Annotated in this window: 16 protein-coding genes and 1 pseudogene; 16 read left to right on the top strand and 1 reads right to left on the bottom strand. The window is 34.7% G+C overall.

Annotation, left to right across the window (positions count from 1 at the left end; translation table 11 throughout):
* Positions 1-67 precede the first annotated feature (67 nt).
* The 13 genes from NW240_RS05405 to eno all read left to right on the top strand — a co-directional run bounded on the left by NW240_RS05405 (position 68) and on the right by eno (position 12,747).
* Positions 68-766 carry a response regulator transcription factor gene (locus NW240_RS05405; protein WP_258436475.1) on the top strand — a complete coding sequence of 233 codons (699 nt, stop codon included), beginning with the start codon at positions 68-70 and terminating at the stop codon, positions 764-766.
* A 133-nt stretch (positions 767-899) separates the two neighbouring features.
* Complete coding sequence (locus tag NW240_RS05400) at positions 900-1,823, top strand: ATP-binding cassette domain-containing protein (RefSeq protein WP_258436474.1); 924 nt, start codon at positions 900-902, stop codon at positions 1,821-1,823.
* Positions 1,816-2,694 carry a hypothetical protein gene (locus NW240_RS05395; RefSeq protein ID WP_258436473.1) on the top strand — a complete coding sequence of 293 codons (879 nt, stop codon included), beginning with the start codon at positions 1,816-1,818 and terminating at the stop codon, positions 2,692-2,694. The genes NW240_RS05400 and NW240_RS05395 overlap by 8 nt, the downstream gene beginning before the upstream one ends.
* 17 nt (positions 2,695-2,711) lie before the next feature.
* Positions 2,712-3,704, top strand: a complete 993-nt coding sequence (locus NW240_RS05390; RefSeq protein ID WP_258436472.1) for a sensor histidine kinase KdpD — start codon at positions 2,712-2,714, stop codon at positions 3,702-3,704.
* 94 nt (positions 3,705-3,798) lie between these two features.
* The gene (gene clpP / locus NW240_RS05385; RefSeq protein ID WP_258436471.1) at positions 3,799-4,398 is read left to right on the top strand and encodes an ATP-dependent Clp endopeptidase proteolytic subunit ClpP; all 600 of its coding nucleotides are present in this window, start codon (positions 3,799-3,801) and stop codon (positions 4,396-4,398) included.
* Between the two features lie 141 nt (positions 4,399-4,539).
* A complete protein-coding gene (locus NW240_RS05380; protein WP_258436470.1) occupies positions 4,540-4,800 on the top strand; it encodes an autorepressor SdpR family transcription factor in 261 nt (86 codons plus the stop codon).
* A gap of 15 nt (positions 4,801-4,815) precedes the next feature.
* Positions 4,816-5,514 carry an SdpI family protein gene (locus NW240_RS05375; RefSeq protein WP_258436469.1) on the top strand — a complete coding sequence of 233 codons (699 nt, stop codon included), beginning with the start codon at positions 4,816-4,818 and terminating at the stop codon, positions 5,512-5,514.
* Between the two features lie 220 nt (positions 5,515-5,734).
* Entirely contained in the window at positions 5,735-6,775 is a 1,041-nt protein-coding gene (locus NW240_RS05370) for a sugar-binding transcriptional regulator (RefSeq protein ID WP_258436468.1), read from the top strand.
* 26 nt (positions 6,776-6,801) lie between these two features.
* Entirely contained in the window at positions 6,802-7,800 is a 999-nt protein-coding gene (gene gap, locus NW240_RS05365) for a type I glyceraldehyde-3-phosphate dehydrogenase (protein ID WP_258436467.1), read from the top strand.
* A gap of 66 nt (positions 7,801-7,866) precedes the next feature.
* Positions 7,867-9,063: a phosphoglycerate kinase gene (locus tag NW240_RS05360; protein WP_258436466.1), complete on the top strand. Its 1,197-nt coding sequence runs from the start codon at positions 7,867-7,869 to the stop codon at positions 9,061-9,063.
* An 18-nt stretch (positions 9,064-9,081) separates the two neighbouring features.
* Positions 9,082-9,840 (top strand): triose-phosphate isomerase, encoded by a 759-nt coding sequence (gene tpiA, locus NW240_RS05355; RefSeq protein ID WP_258436465.1) that lies wholly within the window; start codon positions 9,082-9,084, stop codon positions 9,838-9,840.
* Positions 9,840-11,357: a 2,3-bisphosphoglycerate-independent phosphoglycerate mutase gene (gene gpmI / locus NW240_RS05350; protein ID WP_258436464.1), complete on the top strand. Its 1,518-nt coding sequence runs from the start codon at positions 9,840-9,842 to the stop codon at positions 11,355-11,357. Before tpiA ends, gpmI begins: the two co-directional genes overlap by 1 nt.
* Before the next feature lie 85 nt (positions 11,358-11,442).
* The gene (eno, locus tag NW240_RS05345) at positions 11,443-12,747 is read left to right on the top strand and encodes a phosphopyruvate hydratase (RefSeq protein WP_258436463.1); all 1,305 of its coding nucleotides are present in this window, start codon (positions 11,443-11,445) and stop codon (positions 12,745-12,747) included.
* 132 nt (positions 12,748-12,879) lie between these two features.
* Here the strand turns inward: eno and NW240_RS05340 are convergent, their stop codons facing one another.
* The gene (locus NW240_RS05340; RefSeq protein ID WP_258436462.1) at positions 12,880-13,803 is read right to left on the bottom strand and encodes a glycosyltransferase family 2 protein; all 924 of its coding nucleotides are present in this window, start codon (positions 13,801-13,803) and stop codon (positions 12,880-12,882) included.
* A gap of 211 nt (positions 13,804-14,014) precedes the next feature.
* On the opposite strand from NW240_RS05340, the pseudogene NW240_RS08570 reads away from it, so the two are divergent.
* From NW240_RS08570 to NW240_RS05330, 3 genes and pseudogenes are all read left to right on the top strand, one after another.
* A pseudogene (locus NW240_RS08570) lies at positions 14,015-14,083 on the top strand (YSIRK-type signal peptide-containing protein); the annotation flags it as partial.
* A 3-nt stretch (positions 14,084-14,086) separates the two neighbouring features.
* A complete protein-coding gene (locus NW240_RS05335) occupies positions 14,087-15,895 on the top strand; it encodes an LPXTG cell wall anchor domain-containing protein (RefSeq protein ID WP_258436461.1) in 1,809 nt (602 codons plus the stop codon).
* 157 nt (positions 15,896-16,052) lie between these two features.
* Positions 16,053-17,975, top strand: coding sequence for a YSIRK-type signal peptide-containing protein (locus NW240_RS05330; protein ID WP_309302398.1), 1,923 nt, complete (start codon positions 16,053-16,055; stop codon positions 17,973-17,975).
* Positions 17,976-18,020: the final 45 nt, after the last annotated feature.

Genomic DNA, 18,020 nt, shown 5'->3' with positions numbered 1-18,020 from the left:
ACCGGTCTTTTTTTTTGCAAAAAATACTGACTCTTATTTGATATAATATTCAAAAGGGAGGGATCTTATGGCATCGATTCTGATTGTTGAAGATGATATACAGATTAATAGTTTGTTAGTAGAAGCTTTGAATAAGGAAGGGTACACTGTAACATCGGCATATTCAGGCAGTGAGGGATTACTTCTTATCACGCAGTCAAATTTTGATCTTGTTTTATTAGATTTAATGTTGCCAGGTCTTTCAGGTTTAGATTTACTTAAAAGAATCCGTTTAAATAATGAGGTTCCCATAATTGTTGTTTCAGCTAAGGAGCAAGTAGATGATAAAGTCGAACTCTTGGAAGCTGGGGCAGATGATTATTTGGTAAAACCTTTTGATCTTAAAGAATTAAAAGCACGAATTAATGTCTCTCTTAAGCGAAAGCAATCAACTTTACAAGATACATCAAGTATTGAAAGAATATATTTTGAGGGATTAATTTTTGATTTTGAAACCCAAACAATCACTTATAATAAGCAAGAATTGAGTTTAACCCCTCAAGAAAGAAGAATTTTAGAACTTTTATTAAGTCAACCAAAGAAGGTTTTTTCTAAACTTGAAATATATGAGTATGCTTGGGGAGCAGATTATTTAGCGGATGATAAGACCTTGACCGTGCACATTTCAAATTTGCGTAAGAAATTAGACCAAATAAGTAGCAGGCCGTGGATTGAAACCGTTTGGGGCATCGGATTTCGTTTGGTTTCTATTAAAAACGACAAGTAACCTGTCTATTAATTTTTACTATTGCGGCTTCCTTACTATGTATCTTAACCTTTTCTTAATAGTTTCTTTGTTTTTGCTTTGCCATTAAATTTTTCATTTAAGGTATTATATATTTACCGAAGGAGGTAAGTGAATGACAACAATTTTAAAAAGTGAAAATTTAAGCAAGAAATATAAGAACGAGTTAGCTTTGTTTAACGTTAGTATTAATGTTCAATCAGGTGATATATATGGTTTGATTGGGCGTAATGGGGCTGGTAAAACGACATTAATGAAAATTATCAATCGTCAAATACATGCATCAAGTGGAAAAATTTGGATTCATGGTCAAGATATTTCAAAAAAAGACAATTATGATATAAGAATTGGAACTTTAATAGAAGCGCCTGGACTTTATAACGATTTAACTGCGCACCAAAATCTCGAATTGAAATGTATAGCTTGTGGTATTCGACGTTCCAATTATGTTTCAGAAATTTTAAGTCTGGTTGGGTTTAAATCCAGTCAGATAAATAAAAAGAAAGTAAGAAATTTTTCATTGGGAATGAAACAACGATTAGGAATCGCTTTAGCTTTGGTAGGAGATCCGGATATTTTGTTATTGGATGAGCCGACTAATGGAATGGATCCGCAAGGTATGAATGAATTTCGTGAGTTAATTATTAAGTTAAATCGTGAACGACATTTAACTATCATAATTTCAAGTCATATTTTGGGAGAGTTGTCCAAATATACGAGCAGAATAGGTGTAATTCATCGTGGAAAATTAATTAAAGAAATGAGTAACGATGAATTGAACCAAATCAATCAAGATTATATTCGTATTATTGGTAAGGATCATGCTAAAATTATCTCTCATTTACAGGAAAAGTTATCAATTAAGTATCTAAAACAAGTGAGCGATGTAGAATTGCGAGTGTATGAACATTTGGACAATCCTGCTATTATCAGTCATGAACTTATTCAATCAGGGATTTTATTTGAACAAATATCAATTGAGCGTTCTAGTTTAGAAGAATTTTTCATTGATGTTACAGGAGGACAAGCTAATGTTTAACTTTATCCGTTTCGATATTTATAAATTGCTCCACATGCGGGCTACTTGGATTTCTTTTTTTCTTTTCTCTTTAGTTTTGGGTATAAATGTTTATGTTGGGCATAAAGATATTGAAAAACCCTACAATGACTATATTGTTTCAATGACTTCAATTAATGATGAGGATGAAGAGGAAAGCAGTAAACAATTTGCAGAAATAAATTTCTCAGATTCTGAATCAATATTATCTGAAAAAGAATATGAACTAATGATTCAAGAAAAGAAAAATGCTTTAAAATTATCAAATAAAGTGATAACTAATTTCGATTTTACTTTTATGTTCGTTTATATTCTCTTTGCGATTTTTATAGGAAAAGATTTTTCTTCTGGATATTTTAAAAATATTTTAGCTATAAAAGGAGCTAAATGGAAGTGGGTAACGGCCAAAGTGTTCGTGGCTTCCGTAGTTTATTTTATAACTCAAATTATTTCTTTTGCTTTTTCTCTTGTAGGAGCGGGTTTAACTAAACAGTTGGATCAACCTTTTGCCTGGCAAGAATATTTAACTTTAATGTTTCCACAAATCTTAATGTACTCAATTATTATGTTATTTCTAGTGTTTTTAAATGTATATTTACAAAGTAAGATAACTGTAATTGTAGTAGCTGTTTTAATGGGATCAGGTCTTCATAATCCATTAATTGGATTTATAGACAATTTTTTGAATATAAATATAACTTCCCTTTTGTTTTCTAATAAATTAATGACCTTAAGAGCAGATTATATAAATCAAGCCCTTCCGGTTATAGGTGTAGGATTAATTTATTTATTAATGCTATATTGTCTCAATCGCTGGTATATCTATCGAACTGATTTTAAATTTGATCATTAAATTTTAAGAAGGTTGGTATGTTAATGATATGCGCATTAATTATTTTATTAGTTTTATTACTTTTAAGTATCGGCCATCACTACTATTATCGACGCCAAGTCTATGATTTAGCAAAACAATTAAAAAATATTAGTAAAATCTCTACTAACCAATTATTAACTCAAGAAATCTTTTCTTCAGAAATGCAAGAACTTGTTCAAATGATAAATTTGGCCTTAATCAAAGAAAGAGATCTTTATAAAGAATTACAAATTGAACAACGTTCTAAGCAAGAACTAATGATAAATCTATCCCATGATGTGAGGACGCCTTTGACCTCACTCATGGGTTATCTTCAGTTAATGGAGGCTAGTGATAATGAGGAAGACAGAAAACGTTATTTTGGTATCATTTATCAAAGAATGGATTACTTAAAAAAGTTGTTAGATCATCTATTCTTAATTGAAAGATTGAATGATTCAGAATTCCATTATGATACAGAACCTTTAAATTTAAAAGAAATAATTACACAACATGTCTTATCATATTATGATCAATTAAAAACTGCTAAAATTGATGTTGAGTTAAATCTAAAAAATGACCCGGTTATTATTTTGTCCAATTTAGATTTAATAAATCATGTTCTAGATAATTTGGTCAAAAATGTTTTAGATCATGGTAAAGATTATTTGAAAATTACACTCACTAGCCATTATATTGACCAAGAATTAAATCAAATTAATTTAAATACCTTACTTGTTCAGACAAAGAACGAAACAATGCATAGAAAAGCAAATCTTATAAAAGTAACGTATTGCAATCGTATTTTTAAAACAATCGATGAAAATCCCAATGTTTTGCTAAATCGATTCTATCAATCTCAAAATAATAGACAAAGCAGTAAGTATAATACTGGCTTAGGATTAAGTATTATTAAGACGGTTGTTGAGAAATTAGAAGGACGAATTTATCTTGAAACAGCCGATTTAGACCTGATGATTCATCTTTATTTGCCGTTTGAATCGAACTAGGATAAGACACAGCCAAAAAACTTGACCATTCTTGACCTAATGCGTTATACTGTCAAAGTAAATCCAAATACTCTGATCAAAGGGAGGAAATAAAATGAATTTAGTGCCAACAGTAATTGAACAAACTTCACGCGGTGAGCGTGCTTATGATATTTATTCCCGTCTACTTAAAGACCGTATTATTATGCTATCTGGGCCAGTTGATGATCACATGGCCAATTCAGTGATTGCCCAATTGTTGTTCTTAGATGCACAAGATCCTGAAAAAGATATCTACCTATACATTAATTCACCAGGTGGAAGTGTGACAGCCGGGTTAGCTATTTTTGACACCATGAACTTTATCAAAGCGGATGTCCAAACTATTGTAATAGGATTGGCAGCTTCGATGGGATCTGTCTTATTGGCAGCAGGAACCAAAGGTAAACGATTTGCTCTTCCAAATGCAGAAGTCATGATTCATCAGCCTTTAGGTGGTGCACAAGGTCAAGCGACTGAAATAGAAATTGCAGCTCGCCACATCTTGAAAACAAGAACACGCTTAAATGAAATCTTGTCTGAAGCGACTGGACAACCAATTGAAGTGATTGAGAAAGATACTGACCGAGATAACTTCATGACGGCTGAAGAAGCTAAAGCTTATGGTTTGGTTGATGAAGTGATGGAAAATCGTAAAGACAAAAAAGCCAAATAAAATATAAAAGCACTAGCAGGTTTTAGCTAGTGCTTTTTTTAATTTAAATTAAAGACTATTGAATTTAAAAAATTATATGTTAAACTTGAAATTAGTTATTTAGCTAAATATCGAAATATAGAAGTAAGGAAGGTGGATAATTTGAGCTTTCAGTTGCTCTTTAAAGCATTAAGCGATCCGAATCGTCGGAAAATTCTTGAGTTATTAAGACCCGGGCCCTTAACAGCTGGAGAAATTGTCAGTCATTTTGACTCTGCCGGTTCTACTATATCCAAGCATCTTTCGATTTTAAAACAAGCAGATTTAGTGACTGATAAAAGAGATGGCCAATACATATATTATGAATTAAACACTTCAGTTTTAGATAGTGTTATTCAGTGGTTAATCGAGTTGGAAAAATAGGAGGTATAGATAACTATGACTAAGAATGTATCGAAATATCTTTATATAAATTGGATAATAACACTTGTTTCACTGCTTTTAGCAACTTATTTCTTTTTTAAAGCGCCAGAGACTATCGCTACGCATTTCGATTTTGCAGGAAAAGCCGATAGTTATGGTTCTAAAGCTAACTTTTTTATGTTTCCTGGTATGATGGTGGGATTTAATCTTTTGGCAGAATTATTGAGACGCATCGATCCCAGACGAGAAAACTTTAAACGTTTCGAAAGACCTTTCTATTTAATTATTTTTGTGACGAATGTTTTCTTATTTTTTATGCAACTTGCTATGGGTGCCTTTGCTCTAAAATGGATTGACCAACTTCCTTCCTATTTAGAAGGAAGCGTTGGGATTTTGTTCATTATTCTAGGGAACTATATGCCTAAAATAAAGCAAAACTACTTTATGGGAATTCGTACGCCATGGGCTTTAGCTGATGAAAAAGTCTGGTATCTGACTCATCGTTTTGGCGGTAAGGTATTTGTTGTTATGGGGATTTTAATTATGCTAAATACTCTTTTATCTTCAGAGATTAGGCAATGGACTTTTCTAGTTATCGCATTAGGTGGTGTCCTCATTATCTATGCAGCCTCTTACTGGTTTTTTCAAAAGCATAAAAACAGCCTTATGGAGTCTTGGAATTTGATTTTACTAAAAATAGACAAAGCGACCTAATCAATCGCTTTGTCTATTTTTATACCTATACAAGTCTAAGTTTAAAGCTTTATTAATAGTGACCAATTAGTATATTATTAGGACGATATTTGCCCAACATATTGGGGGGTTTGAATTGTAATTCGCCACTAAGAATGGTACTATTACTTTAGGCTAAATATAAAAAGCCGTTCTACAATAGTTTTTAAAAGGTCATTGAGTGACCAACGGGGGGCTGGCTATGGATTTAATTGATGTATTAGGAAAACTTGCGCCAGAGCTCGATGAGATGTTAGATATTCGTTTAAATGTTTTAAAAGCATTATCTAAGCATCAATTACGAATAGGTCGCAAAGCGTTAGCTGATCAGATTCAACTATCTGAGCGTACATTACGTACTAATTTGCAAATTCTAAGAGAGCAAGAATTAGTAGATGTTACTCGAGCAGGTATTCGCATTACTAAGGAAGGTCAACGATTAGGCCATTTGATTCATCAGTTACGAATGGGACAGGATCGACTACCTGAATATGAGCAAGCTCTAGTTAAGGAACTACAAATTCAAAATTGTTGGGTAGTTGCCGGCAATGTTGAAAGTGATCCAACTGTTTACCAAATGCTAGCTGAAGCGGTTCAAACTATTCTGGGCCAAGAATTACCTCAAGAAGCTGTTGTAGCTGTTACTGGAGGTTCTACTTTAGCTAATATGGGTCAGTATTTTACTAAAGACTTGTCGCAAAACAGACATTTATCCTTTGTCCCCAGTCGAGGGGGTATGGAAGGGTCTTTCCATATTCAATCCAATACGGTAGCCGGTATTATGGCTCAGGAAACGCAAGCGGATTATGTACCATTATATGTTCCGGATCAATTAACTGATAAATTGAGCCAAGAAATTGTAAAAGACCCAGCCATTAAAAAGGCACTTGATTTAAGTCGATCAGCAGATTGTCTCTTATTAAGTGTTGGAGCTGCTGATGTCATGTCCCATCGTCGAAAATTGAGTCAACAACAAGAAATGGAAATTACTGAAGGTCGAGCGGTAGGAGAAGCTTTTGGCTTTTTCTACGATGCTGCTGGTAATGTGGTCTTTTCAATACCACGTTTAGGCTTACAACTTGAAGATGTACTTAAATTTCCGTTATTATTAACTATAGTAGCAGGCGAACAAAAAGCATCTGCTACCCGGGCTTTCTATAAGATGATGCCAAAGGAAACGTGGTTAGTCTGTGATGAGAGTCTTGCTAAAGCTGTTTTAAATGGGGTTACCCAATTTAAATAAAAAATTCCTAAGGGGGAAAATTAATTATGTCAACAAAAATCGCAATCAATGGTTTTGGTCGTATCGGTCGATTAGCATTACGCCGTATCTTAGAAAAAGGTTCAGATTTAGAGGTAGTAGCTATCAACGATTTAACAGACAACGAAGATTTGGCTTACTTATTAAAATATGATTCAGCTCAGGGACGCTTCCCATACTCTGTAGAAGCTAAAGGAGATGCCATTGTTGTAGATGGCAAAGAAATTAAAGCTTATGCTGAGCCAGATGCAGCCAAGTTGCCATGGAAAGATTTAGGCGTGGAATTCGTTCTGGAATGTACAGGATTTTATAATTCAGCTGAAAAAGCTCAAGCGCATATCGATGCAGGTGCTAAACGTGTTTTAATCTCAGCGCCAGCTAAATCAGCAGAAACAAAACAAGTTGTTTATGGTGTTAACCACGATGTATTAACTGCTAATGATGTGATTGTTTCAGCTGCTTCATGTACAACCAACTGTTTAGCTCCTATGGTTAATGTGTTAAACAAAGAGTTCGGCGTTAAATCTGCCCAAATGGTAACTGTACATGCTTATACTTCTACTCAAAAACTACAAGATTCACCTGGAGGACGTAAACATCGTGCAGGAGCTTTCTCTATTATTCCTGCTTCAACAGGTGCGGCTAAGGCAATCGGAAAAGTTATTCCTGAATTAAATGGTAAGATTGACGGTGCGGCTCTGCGTGTTCCTACTATCACTGGTTCATTAACTGAAGTTTATGCCGTTTTAGATAAAGAAGTAACAGCTGAAGAAATTAATGCAGCCATGAAAAAATATGAATCAGATGCTTTTGTTTATGAAGAAGATGAAATCGTTTCTGCAGATATTATTGGTTATCCAGCAGGATCTGTATTTGACGCTACGCTTACAAAAGTAATGGGCGAAGGCGATGATCAAATTGTAATGACTGCTGCATGGTATGATAATGAATATGGCTTTACATCAAATATGATCTCAACATTAGAGCATTTTGTTAATTTAAATTAATAAAAAACCCACACTAGCGGGGAAGCAAACGCGCTTCTCCGCTCTTTTTATAAAGGAGGAAGTAGAATGGTTAAAAAAACCGTTAGAGACCTAAAGGTAGAAAATAAAACAGTCTTAGTCCGTGTTGACTTTAACGTTCCAATGGATGGCGATAAAATCACAGATGATAAGCGAATTGTTGCGGCTTTAGAAACAATCAACTATTTAATCAATCATCAAGCAAAGATTGTATTGTTCTCTCATTTAGGTAAAATTAAGTCTCAAGAGGATATTACAAAAGCAGATCGTAATCTACAAGCTGTAGCTAAGCGCTTATCAGAACTACTGGAAAAAGAGGTTGTTTTCGTTGAGGAAACACGTGGCGCTAAATTAGAATCTGCGGTTAAAGACTTACAAGCGGGAGATGTTTTATTAGTTCAAAATACTCGTTTTGAAGATGTGGATGGTAAAAAAGAATCAGGCAATGATCCTGAACTTGGTAAATACTGGGCTAGCTTAGGAGATTTATTTGTGAATGATGCTTTTGGGACCGCTCACCGTGCGCATGCATCCAATGTGGGAATTGCTGCTCACTTAGAATCAGCAGTTGGTTTCTTAATGGAAAAAGAAGTGAAGTTCCTAGGAGAAGCTGTAGACCAGCCTGAAAGACCTTTTGTTGCAATTCTTGGTGGAGCTAAAGTGTCTGATAAAATTAAAGTTATTGAAAACTTATTGGATCGAGCCGATAAAGTGATTATCGGTGGCGGTATGGCTTACACCTTCTTTAAGGCCAAAGGCTTTGAAATTGGCCAGTCAATTTGTGAACCCGACCGTGTGGAACTGGCTAAAGAAATTATGGATAAAGCTGGTGACAAGTTAGTATTACCAATTGATAATGTAGTGGCTAAAGAATTTGCCAACGATGCCGATACTCAAGTAGTTGCTTCTGATAAAATTCCTGCAGATTATATGGGGATGGATATCGGTCCTGATACAGTTAAGCTGTTTACTGAAACCTTATCCGATGCTAAAACAGTAGTTTGGAATGGTCCGATGGGTGTTTTTGAAATGGAAAATTTTGCAAAAGGAACGATTGGAGTATGTGAGGCAATCGCTCATCTAGAAGGTGCCACGACAATCGTAGGTGGCGGAGACTCGGCAGCGGCTGTTAGTCAATTAGGCTACGAAGACAAATTCACTCATATTTCAACAGGTGGAGGTGCATCCTTAACTTACCTTGAGGGAGCAGTACTACCAGGAGTGGACTCAATCAATGATAAGTAAATAGAAAAGGAGATAATTATGTCACGCAAACCAATTATTGCTGGTAACTGGAAAATGAATAAGACAGCTAAAGAATCTCGCGAATTTATTGAAAAAGTGAAGTCAGCAATTCCTGCTAACGATTTGGTGGATAGTGTTGTCGGAGCACCTGCTATTTTTCTAGAGGCGATTACAGAAGCTGTCCAAGATACGGACTTACAAGTAGCTGCTCAAAACTGCTTTTGGGAAGATGAAGGAGCCTTTACGGGTGAAAATAGTCCGAAAACTTTATCTGCCTTGGGAGTTGATTACGTTATTATAGGACATTCTGAGCGTCGTCAATACTTCCATGAAACAGATGAAGAAGTTAATAAAAAAGCGCATGCTATTTTCCGCAATGGAATGAAACCCATTATTTGCTGTGGAGAAACTTTAGAAACCTATGAAGCTGGAAAAGCCAAAGAGTTTGTAGGTCAACAAGTCTCAGCCGCATTAAAAGAGCTTACTGAAGGTCAAGTGCAATCCTTGGTGATTGCTTATGAACCAATTTGGGCCATTGGAACAGGTAAATCAGCTACTAAAGATGATGCACAAACTATGTGTCAGGCTATTCGTCAAGTAATCGCTGAAAATTACAACAAAGAAGTAGCTGATCAGGTTCGTATTCAATATGGCGGTTCGGTCAAGCCAGAAAATATCGCAGAATATCTAGCCTGCCCAGATGTTGATGGCGCATTAGTTGGAGGCGCTAGTTTACAAGCAGATTCTTTCTTATCTTTATTGGAGGCGGTTAAATAATGACAAAAGCACCGGTTGCTTTAATTATTTTAGATGGATTTGGTATTCGTGAAGAAAGCTATGGTAATGCAGTCAAAGCGGCGCATAAGCCGAACTTTGATCGTTATTGGAAACAGTTTCCTCATCAACAGTTGCGAGCCGAAGGCGAGAACGTTGGATTACCCGAAGGACAAATGGGTAATTCAGAAGTAGGGCATATGAATATTGGTGCGGGTAGAATTGTTTACCAATCACTCACGCGTATTAACAAAGCAATTAAAGATGGTAGCATTAAGCAGATACCGGAGCTTACTAAAGCCATTAAACATGCCAAAGAAAACGATGGTGCCTTGCATCTGATGGGTTTACTTTCTAATGGAGGCGTTCACTCGCATATTGGACATCTATTTGGAATGATTGAATTAGCTCAAGAAATGGGACTTGATAAAGTGTACATACATGCTTTTCTAGATGGCCGTGATGTCGGTCCTCAAACAGGGTTAAGCTTTATCAAAGAGACTGAAAATTTTATTAAAGACAAAGGATTAGGCAAGATAGCAACCGTTTCTGGTCGTTACTATGCCATGGATCGTGATAAGCGGTGGGATCGGGTAAAATTGGCTTACGATGCATTGGTAGCTGGTGAAGGTCCACAATTTGCTAGTGCTGAAGAAGGCGTCCAAGCTTCATACGATCAAGAAGTTTATGATGAGTTTGTTCGTCCATTTGTAGTCGATCCTGAAGGGCACATTAAAGAAGGGGATAGTGTTATCTACTATAACTTCCGTCCAGATCGCGCTATTCAACTTTCGACCGCTTTAAGTAATCCACAATTTGCTGAATTTGATACAGCCAATCGACCTAAGAATCTTTCTTTTGTAACCTTCACCTTGTATTCTGAAGATGTCCTAGCAGAAGTAGCCTTCAAAAAAGTTAATCTAGTTAATACTATTGGTGAAGTAATTTCTAAGGCAGGTAAGACGCAGTTAAGAATTGCTGAAACAGAGAAATTTCCTCATGTTACCTTCTTTATGTCCGGAGGACGACACGAGACTTTCCCTGGAGAAGAGCGAATTTTAATTCCTTCTCCTAAGGTTGCTACTTATGATTTGAAACCTGAAATGTCTGCTTATGAAGTGAAAGACGCTTTAATTGACAAAATTAATGAAGACACCATTGATGCGATTATACTTAATTTTGCTAATCCAGATATGGTCGGTCATTCAGGTATGATGGAACCTACAGTCAAAGCCATTGAAGCAGTGGATGAATGTTTAGGAGAAATAGTTGACTTGATTCTAGCCAAAAATGGAGTGGCAATCATTACAGCCGATCATGGGAACTCAGATGAAGTTATTACCATGGATGGCAAGCCGATGACTGCCCATACAACCAATCCAGTGCCTGTAATAGTTACTAAAGAAGGTCTTACTTTAAGAGAAGGTGGCATCTTATCTGATTTGGCACCAACCATGTTGGATCTTTTAGAAATTGAACAGCCAAGTGAGATGACAAGTCAAAGTTTGATAGAACATTAATTACAATTGATTGAAATTAAAGAATTAAAACAATAAAATAAGATTGAGACGAAACCGTTTCAATCAAATTAAAGGAGCGAATAAAATGCCATATATTACAGATGTATACGCACGCGAAGTTCTTGACTCAAGAGGAAACCCTACCATTGAGGTAGAAGTTTATACTGAAAGTGGTGCCTTTGGCCGCGGAATGGTTCCTTCAGGTGCGTCTACTGGCGAACATGAAGCTGTTGAATTACGTGATGGTGACAAAACGCGCTATGGTGGTAAAGGTGTTAGCCAAGCAGTTGATAATGTGAACAACTTTTTAGCAGATGCCTTATTAGGATTTGATGTATTGCAACAACAAGCAATTGATCAAATGATGATTGAGATGGATGGCACTCCTAATAAAGGAAAATTAGGAGCAAACGCTATTTTAGGTGTTTCGATTGCTGTTGCACGTGCAGCGGCTGACTTCTTAGATATGCCTTTATATCAATATTTAGGTGGTTTTAATACCAAAGAGTTACCAGTCCCAATGATGAACATTGTCAATGGCGGCTCACACTCTGATGCGCCTATTGCTTTCCAAGAATTTATGATTTTACCGGTGGGGGCAGAAAACTTCAAAGAAGGATTACGTTGGGGAGCAGAAGTTTTCCACGCTTTAAAATCAATCCTTAAAGACCGTGGTTTAGAGACTTCTGTAGGTGACGAAGGTGGTTTTGCTCCACGCTTTGAAGGTACTGAAGACGGTGTTGAAACCATTCTTAAAGCCATTGAAAAAGCTGGCTATAAACCAGGTGAAGATATCTTCTTAGGCTTTGACTGTGCAGCTTCAGAATTTTACGTAGATGGTGTTTATGATTATGCAAAATTTGAAGGCGAAGGCGGCAAGAAGCGTACAGCTGAAGAGCAAGTAAATTATTTGGAAGAATTGGTTAATAAATACCCAATCATTTCTATTGAAGATGGTATGGATGAAAATGACTGGGATGGTTGGAAGTTATTGACTGAACGCTTAGGAGAAAAAGTTCAACTAGTCGGAGACGACTTATTTGTAACCAACACTGAAATTCTTTCACGTGGAATTGAAAATGGAGTTGGTAACTCTATCTTAATTAAAGTAAACCAAATAGGTACTTTAACTGAGACTTTTGATGCGATTGAAATGGCTAAACGTGCGGGATATACAGCAGTAATCTCTCACCGTTCAGGAGAAACAGAAGATTCAACCATTGCCGACATTGCAGTAGCCACTAATGCTGGTCAAATCAAAACAGGCTCTCTTTCTCGTACTGATCGTATCGCTAAGTATAACCAATTATTACGTATCGAAGATGAGTTAAGTGACTTAGCTCAATACAATGGGAAGAAAGTTTTCTATAACTTAAAGGATTTTAAATAGTTTTATTTAAAATGTATTGTAACTCATCTTTAGCTTTAAAATCTAATTCTATATGATAAAATTAAAAAAACCCTGCGAATATCTTGCATAATTATAGCAAGATGTTCGTAGGTTTTGATTTATATTCTTAAATTATTGGTAAAATTGAATCATTTTTTGCTTGGTCTGCTCAGAAACTGGCATTTCATTAACTAAATAATGGTAACCAATTAACCGATCTTTAATTACTGAATAAATTCTATTAAGATATGCTCTTCCTTCTTTATCATTATTAATATATTTAATATTAGAAGTCCAAAAAGATTGTAAAAATAGAGCCGTAATTAAAAGATTTGTCTCTCTATCTATATCTGGGGTCATATTATTAAAAATAAATTCAAATACTTTATCCATGACAAGATGCTTAGAATTTTTTTGGCTCATGATGGAAGTTTCATTCGTAGTATTGTAATAATATAACGGTTCATTAATAAAATATACTCCTCCCGCTAGGCCAACAAGTATTGGCCAAGCGGCTAAATCTTCATAATAAGTAAATTCGATATACCTAAAATTTTGAAATAAAGATTTATCATACATTGCACATGTTCTAACCGGTAACATCCATGTCGCTGATCGAATAGAAACAAAACCCGTTTCTTTATTATTATATACTAATGGATTTTCTTTGTTATCAAAATAGCGTAAGTTTGATTTGCATAATTTATAACCCTTGTTCATTCCGCTTAATAATATATCGATGTAATCTTCAGTCACCCAATCATCAATATCTACGAAACTAATATATTTCCCTTTTGCTAAATCAAGTCCAATATTACATGCCCTTCCAAGGTCACCTATTTCAGATTCAACTAAATGAATGCGTGGATCTTTCTTTTGATACTCTTTAATAATTTCACTTGAAGCGTCTGTAGAACCATTCACAATACATATAATTTCTATGTTTTGGTATGATTGATTTATTATAGACTCTAAACTCCTAGGAATAAATGATTCCCCATTATAAATAGGAACGATTATTGATACAAGAGGATTCATTTCTGTTTCGACTCTCATAATTTCACACCCTAAATATTTTATATATCAAAGTATAATTAATTTTATAAATTAAATCAATTGAGAATAGATCTATTGATTTTTCAAAATTCATAGAGCGTAGTATTAACTATAGGAATTGCTTTATTAAATTCGTAATGTTATTATATAATTGAGTATATACAAACGTATTTGCTATAACATCGTTTCTATAGTAATTAAAAGGAGCATTATGAAAAAAGAAAAATTTAGTATTAGAAAAACAAAATTAGGTGTCGGGTCGATTTGTATCGGGGCAAGTTTAATGTGTGCATCAGTAATACCTATGAATATTGGGGTTGAAAGTGTATACGCAGAAAATATAAATGAAAACAAAATTACCAATCCTCTTAATGAAGAAACAGCCCTAGATGAAGACTCAGTTAAAATAGCCGAAGATTCTGACTCAGAAACACTTACTTTAGATGAAGTGACTGAAGAAAATGCAGTAGTCGAAGATAGTTCGAATGAAATAGAGTTATCTGAAGATGATTCTGTGGACTTAGACACAGAAAATTTAGATTCTAACGAGTTAAATTTAAAAACGTCAGAAGCTTCTGAAGAAGAGTTGGCTGAAGTTGTTTTAGAAAATTCTAATAACGTTGACGAAAATAATAAAAAAATAGATGTGGAAGAATCTGATTTATTATCAGTTGAATCCACTCCATCATCTTTATCGATAAATGTTACTGCCTCAACGAGCACCGTGACTGCAGAAGACGAAAAATTAATTGAAGACTTTTTAGCAAAAGAACCAAGTGATGGAGAAAAAGAAGTTGTAAAAATTCCTGTTAAACCAAAAGAGGATGCATATGAGTTTCCTGGTGAAGAAAATTACGAATCTATCTACTTTACGACACTTGGTGAAAAAGTCAAGCTTGACACTCAAGCTGGTTTCAAGGCGAATATTGATAATAATGGATACCAAGAAATCAAAGTAGAAAATATTGAAATGATCGAAGCTTATGATCCTGGATACGGAACTTTAGATTTAAAATTTGCTCGAAATGTTACTATTGTTATAGGAAATACTGAGAAATTAAATCTTCCATTAGCTACATTTTATTATAATGAAACGGATAATACTTATTACGTCGACAATACAAGATTTTATGTTGATATGCCTATAGAAGATTCTGATCCTAGATTTGAAATTGATTCTCGTTGGAAAGATAAAGATGGTAATTTTAATTGGATTTTAGAACATATGGATGAACATGATCTTGGCCCATACTTTGGATTAGTATCGACGGTTTCGGAAAACGTTGAATATGAGACAATTTTAGAAATTGATGAGAAGTTAAAAACTGGAGAAAGGGTTTTAATTCAAGAAGGGAAATATGGAAAATATTCAATTGAATATTTTTTACATACAAAACAAAACGAAGAGACGCTGACTACCACAAAAAACGATTACCTTCCATTAATAACAAAAGAAAAAGATCTTAATTTGAAAAACTATCGAAAGTATAATGCGGATTATATATATGGAGAGCTAGAAAAACACCTTAAATCACAAATCGAAGAACTTAAAAAAACAGGAAGTCTAGCTTATGATGACCCGTATCCATTAGTTGATAATAAATACTGGACTGTAACTTATTTTAAATTACTTCTAACAGAACTTTCTTCTCCAAGAATTCTTAAAGTTGGTATAGATTACACACACTATGTTGACGCTGACGGTAAAATTCTTTTAGATAAAGAGTTTGGTCTAAACTCTGCTAAGCAATTTGAAGGTTACAGACTGAAAGAAACAAAAGATGGAGAATTCGGCGATATAATTTATGTGTATGAAGAAATTCCAGAGCTTGAAGTTCCAGATTCTGAAGTTCCAGAGACACCTGAAGTTCCAGAAACACCTGAAGTTCCAGAAACACCAGAAGTTCCAGAAACACCAGAAGTTCCAGAAACACCAGAGGTATCTGAAACCCCAGAGATTGAAGTGGACACGGCAACCGTAGCGATGTTACCAAAAACAGGAGAAGAAACATCTAACTTACCAATACTTGCACTATTAACAGGTATAATGGGAGTTTTTACAACAATCTTCTCATTCAAGAAAAACCATTAAAATTTCTAGTCAATTTAGAAAGTCTTTCGTGCTACAACGAAAGACTTTTTTTATTTTATTTCAAATTGAAACTATTTATCTTGTGACTGAGCACCATAAGTGCTATCGTATATTTATAATAAAAAATTATTGTGATCATTAATATTAGGGAGAATTTATGAAAAAAGAAACATTTAGTATCAGAAAAACAAAATTAGGTGTCGGATCGATTTGTATCGGGGCAAGTTTAATGTGTGCATCAGTAATACCTATGAGTATTATGGCTGAAAATATACACGCAGAAAGCATAGACGAAAATAACATTGCTGAGTCTCTCAGTGAAGAAGTAGCTATAGATGAAGCTTCAGTTGATGAAATTGAAAAGCAAGAAAATTCTGTTTTAGAAACAAATGCAGAAGATGAAATGGTTGAAGAAAATGCAATTGTCGAAGAGGGTTCAAAAGAAATAGAAATAGCTGAAGTCAATACCGTTAACGAAAACACAGAAAATGTAGATTCTAATGAATCAAGCTTAAAAGTGTCTGAAATAATTGAGGAAGGTCTGAATGAGGATGTATCAGATAATCCAAATGGCATTGACGAAAAGGATAGAGAAAATAATGTTGAAGAAGCGAATTTAGCATCAACGCAAACCACCCCGTCAGCAGTAACAATGAATGCCACTGCTTCAACGGAAACTGTGACAGAAGCGGATAAAAAGTTGATTGAAGACTTTTTAGCTGAAAAACCAGTCGATGGCGATAAAAAAATTGTAACCATTCCGGTTCCTGAAGAAACTTATGAGTTTCCAGGTACTGATGACTATGAATCTATTTTCTTCACAAAATATTTTAAAAAAACAAAACTGTCTGAAGATGCTAGATTTTTTGCTGAACTCCCTTCTACATATGATTGGGAAGTAAAAATAAAAGATATTAATTCAACTGATTTTTACTTTATAGATTTACAGTATGGAACTAAAATGTTCGCAAGAAATGTAACTTTGATTTTAAAAGATTCTAGTGAGATGAAGGTTCCTTTAGTTGAAATCGGACCTAATTTCAATGAATATGGGGAAATTGCTGAAAATGAGTATTTTCTTTTCAGTGAGCCTATACTTCTTGATATTCCTGTTGAGGCTGATGACCCTCGCTTTAAGATAGATGAAGAAAGTTTCGAGGGAATAGATACTGCACTTCGTTATGAGCTTGGCACTACCGAAGATAAACTTGCGAGCTATTTCGGCTTAATTGCTACAATTTCAGAAGATATTGAGTATAAAACAATACTTAAGATTGATGAAAAGCTGAAGCAAGAGGATAAAATTGTAGAACAAAATGGGAATTACGGAAAAATTAGTGTAGACTATAAATTAGGTTTTCACATGAATCTAAATGATTACAGCGATTATTATTTTGGGAAAAAATTTGATCAAATGAATGTTGAGGAATATCGTCAAAATCATGCTGACTTGATAATAAACAAATTACATGAGCATTTTGATGTTATTCGTAAAGCATATTTTGAAGACGGAAGCTTAATAAAATACGATATTGATCCTCTATCAAATAATAAATATTGGTTATTAAAAAAAATTGCTGACACTGAAACTACAGATCCTCTTACAAGAATTATAAGAGTCGGTATTGATTATACACACTATGTTGACATTGACGGTGAAGTTCTCTCAGACAAAGAGTTTGGTTTAAATTCTGCTAAGGATTTTGAAGGTTACAGACTGAAAGAAACAAAAGATGGAGAATTCGGCGATATAATTTATGTGTATGAAGAAATTCCAGAGCCTGAAGTTCCAGAGACACCTGAAGTTCCAGAGACACCTGAAGTTCCAGAGACACCTGAAGTTCCAGAAACACCTGAAGTTCCAGAGAGACCTGAAGTTCCAGAAACACCAGAAGTACCCGAAACACCAGAAGTACCTGAAACATCAGAAGTGCCCCAAGCATCAGAGCAAGAAGTGGATAAGGCAACCGTAGCGATGCTACCAAACACGGGAGAAAAAACTTTCAACTTGCCAATTCTTGCTATATTGACTGGTATAATAGGAATTTTCACTACAATTTTTTCATTAAAAAAGAATTAATAAAAGATTTTTGACTATGAAAGCTTTTCGTTTATAACGGAAAGC

Origin of the sequence: Facklamia sp. 7083-14-GEN3, assembly GCF_024742075.1 — a bacterium.
Taxonomy (GTDB): Bacteria; Bacillota; Bacilli; order Lactobacillales; family Aerococcaceae; genus Facklamia.
Note: the sequence above shows the minus strand (reverse complement) of the source record. Positions and strands in the feature narration are given on the sequence as shown.

Coding starts and splice junctions, on each gene's coding strand:
- NW240_RS05405 (WP_258436475.1), top strand. CDS start 68: ATGGCATCGATTCTGATTGTTGAAGATGATATACAGATTAATAGTTTG.
- NW240_RS05400 (WP_258436474.1), top strand. CDS start 900: ATGACAACAATTTTAAAAAGTGAAAATTTAAGCAAGAAATATAAGAAC.
- NW240_RS05395 (WP_258436473.1), top strand. CDS start 1,816: ATGTTTAACTTTATCCGTTTCGATATTTATAAATTGCTCCACATGCGG.
- NW240_RS05390 (WP_258436472.1), top strand. CDS start 2,712: ATGTTAATGATATGCGCATTAATTATTTTATTAGTTTTATTACTTTTA.
- clpP (WP_258436471.1), top strand. CDS start 3,799: ATGAATTTAGTGCCAACAGTAATTGAACAAACTTCACGCGGTGAGCGT.
- NW240_RS05375 (WP_258436469.1), top strand. CDS start 4,816: ATGACTAAGAATGTATCGAAATATCTTTATATAAATTGGATAATAACA.
- NW240_RS05370 (WP_258436468.1), top strand. CDS start 5,735: ATGGATTTAATTGATGTATTAGGAAAACTTGCGCCAGAGCTCGATGAG.
- gap (WP_258436467.1), top strand. CDS start 6,802: ATGTCAACAAAAATCGCAATCAATGGTTTTGGTCGTATCGGTCGATTA.
- NW240_RS05360 (WP_258436466.1), top strand. CDS start 7,867: ATGGTTAAAAAAACCGTTAGAGACCTAAAGGTAGAAAATAAAACAGTC.
- tpiA (WP_258436465.1), top strand. CDS start 9,082: ATGTCACGCAAACCAATTATTGCTGGTAACTGGAAAATGAATAAGACA.
- gpmI (WP_258436464.1), top strand. CDS start 9,840: ATGACAAAAGCACCGGTTGCTTTAATTATTTTAGATGGATTTGGTATT.
- eno (WP_258436463.1), top strand. CDS start 11,443: ATGCCATATATTACAGATGTATACGCACGCGAAGTTCTTGACTCAAGA.
- NW240_RS05340 (WP_258436462.1), bottom strand. CDS start 13,803: ATGAGAGTCGAAACAGAAATGAATCCTCTTGTATCAATAATCGTTCCT.
- NW240_RS05335 (WP_258436461.1), top strand. CDS start 14,087: ATGTGTGCATCAGTAATACCTATGAATATTGGGGTTGAAAGTGTATAC.
- NW240_RS05330 (WP_309302398.1), top strand. CDS start 16,053: ATGAAAAAAGAAACATTTAGTATCAGAAAAACAAAATTAGGTGTCGGA.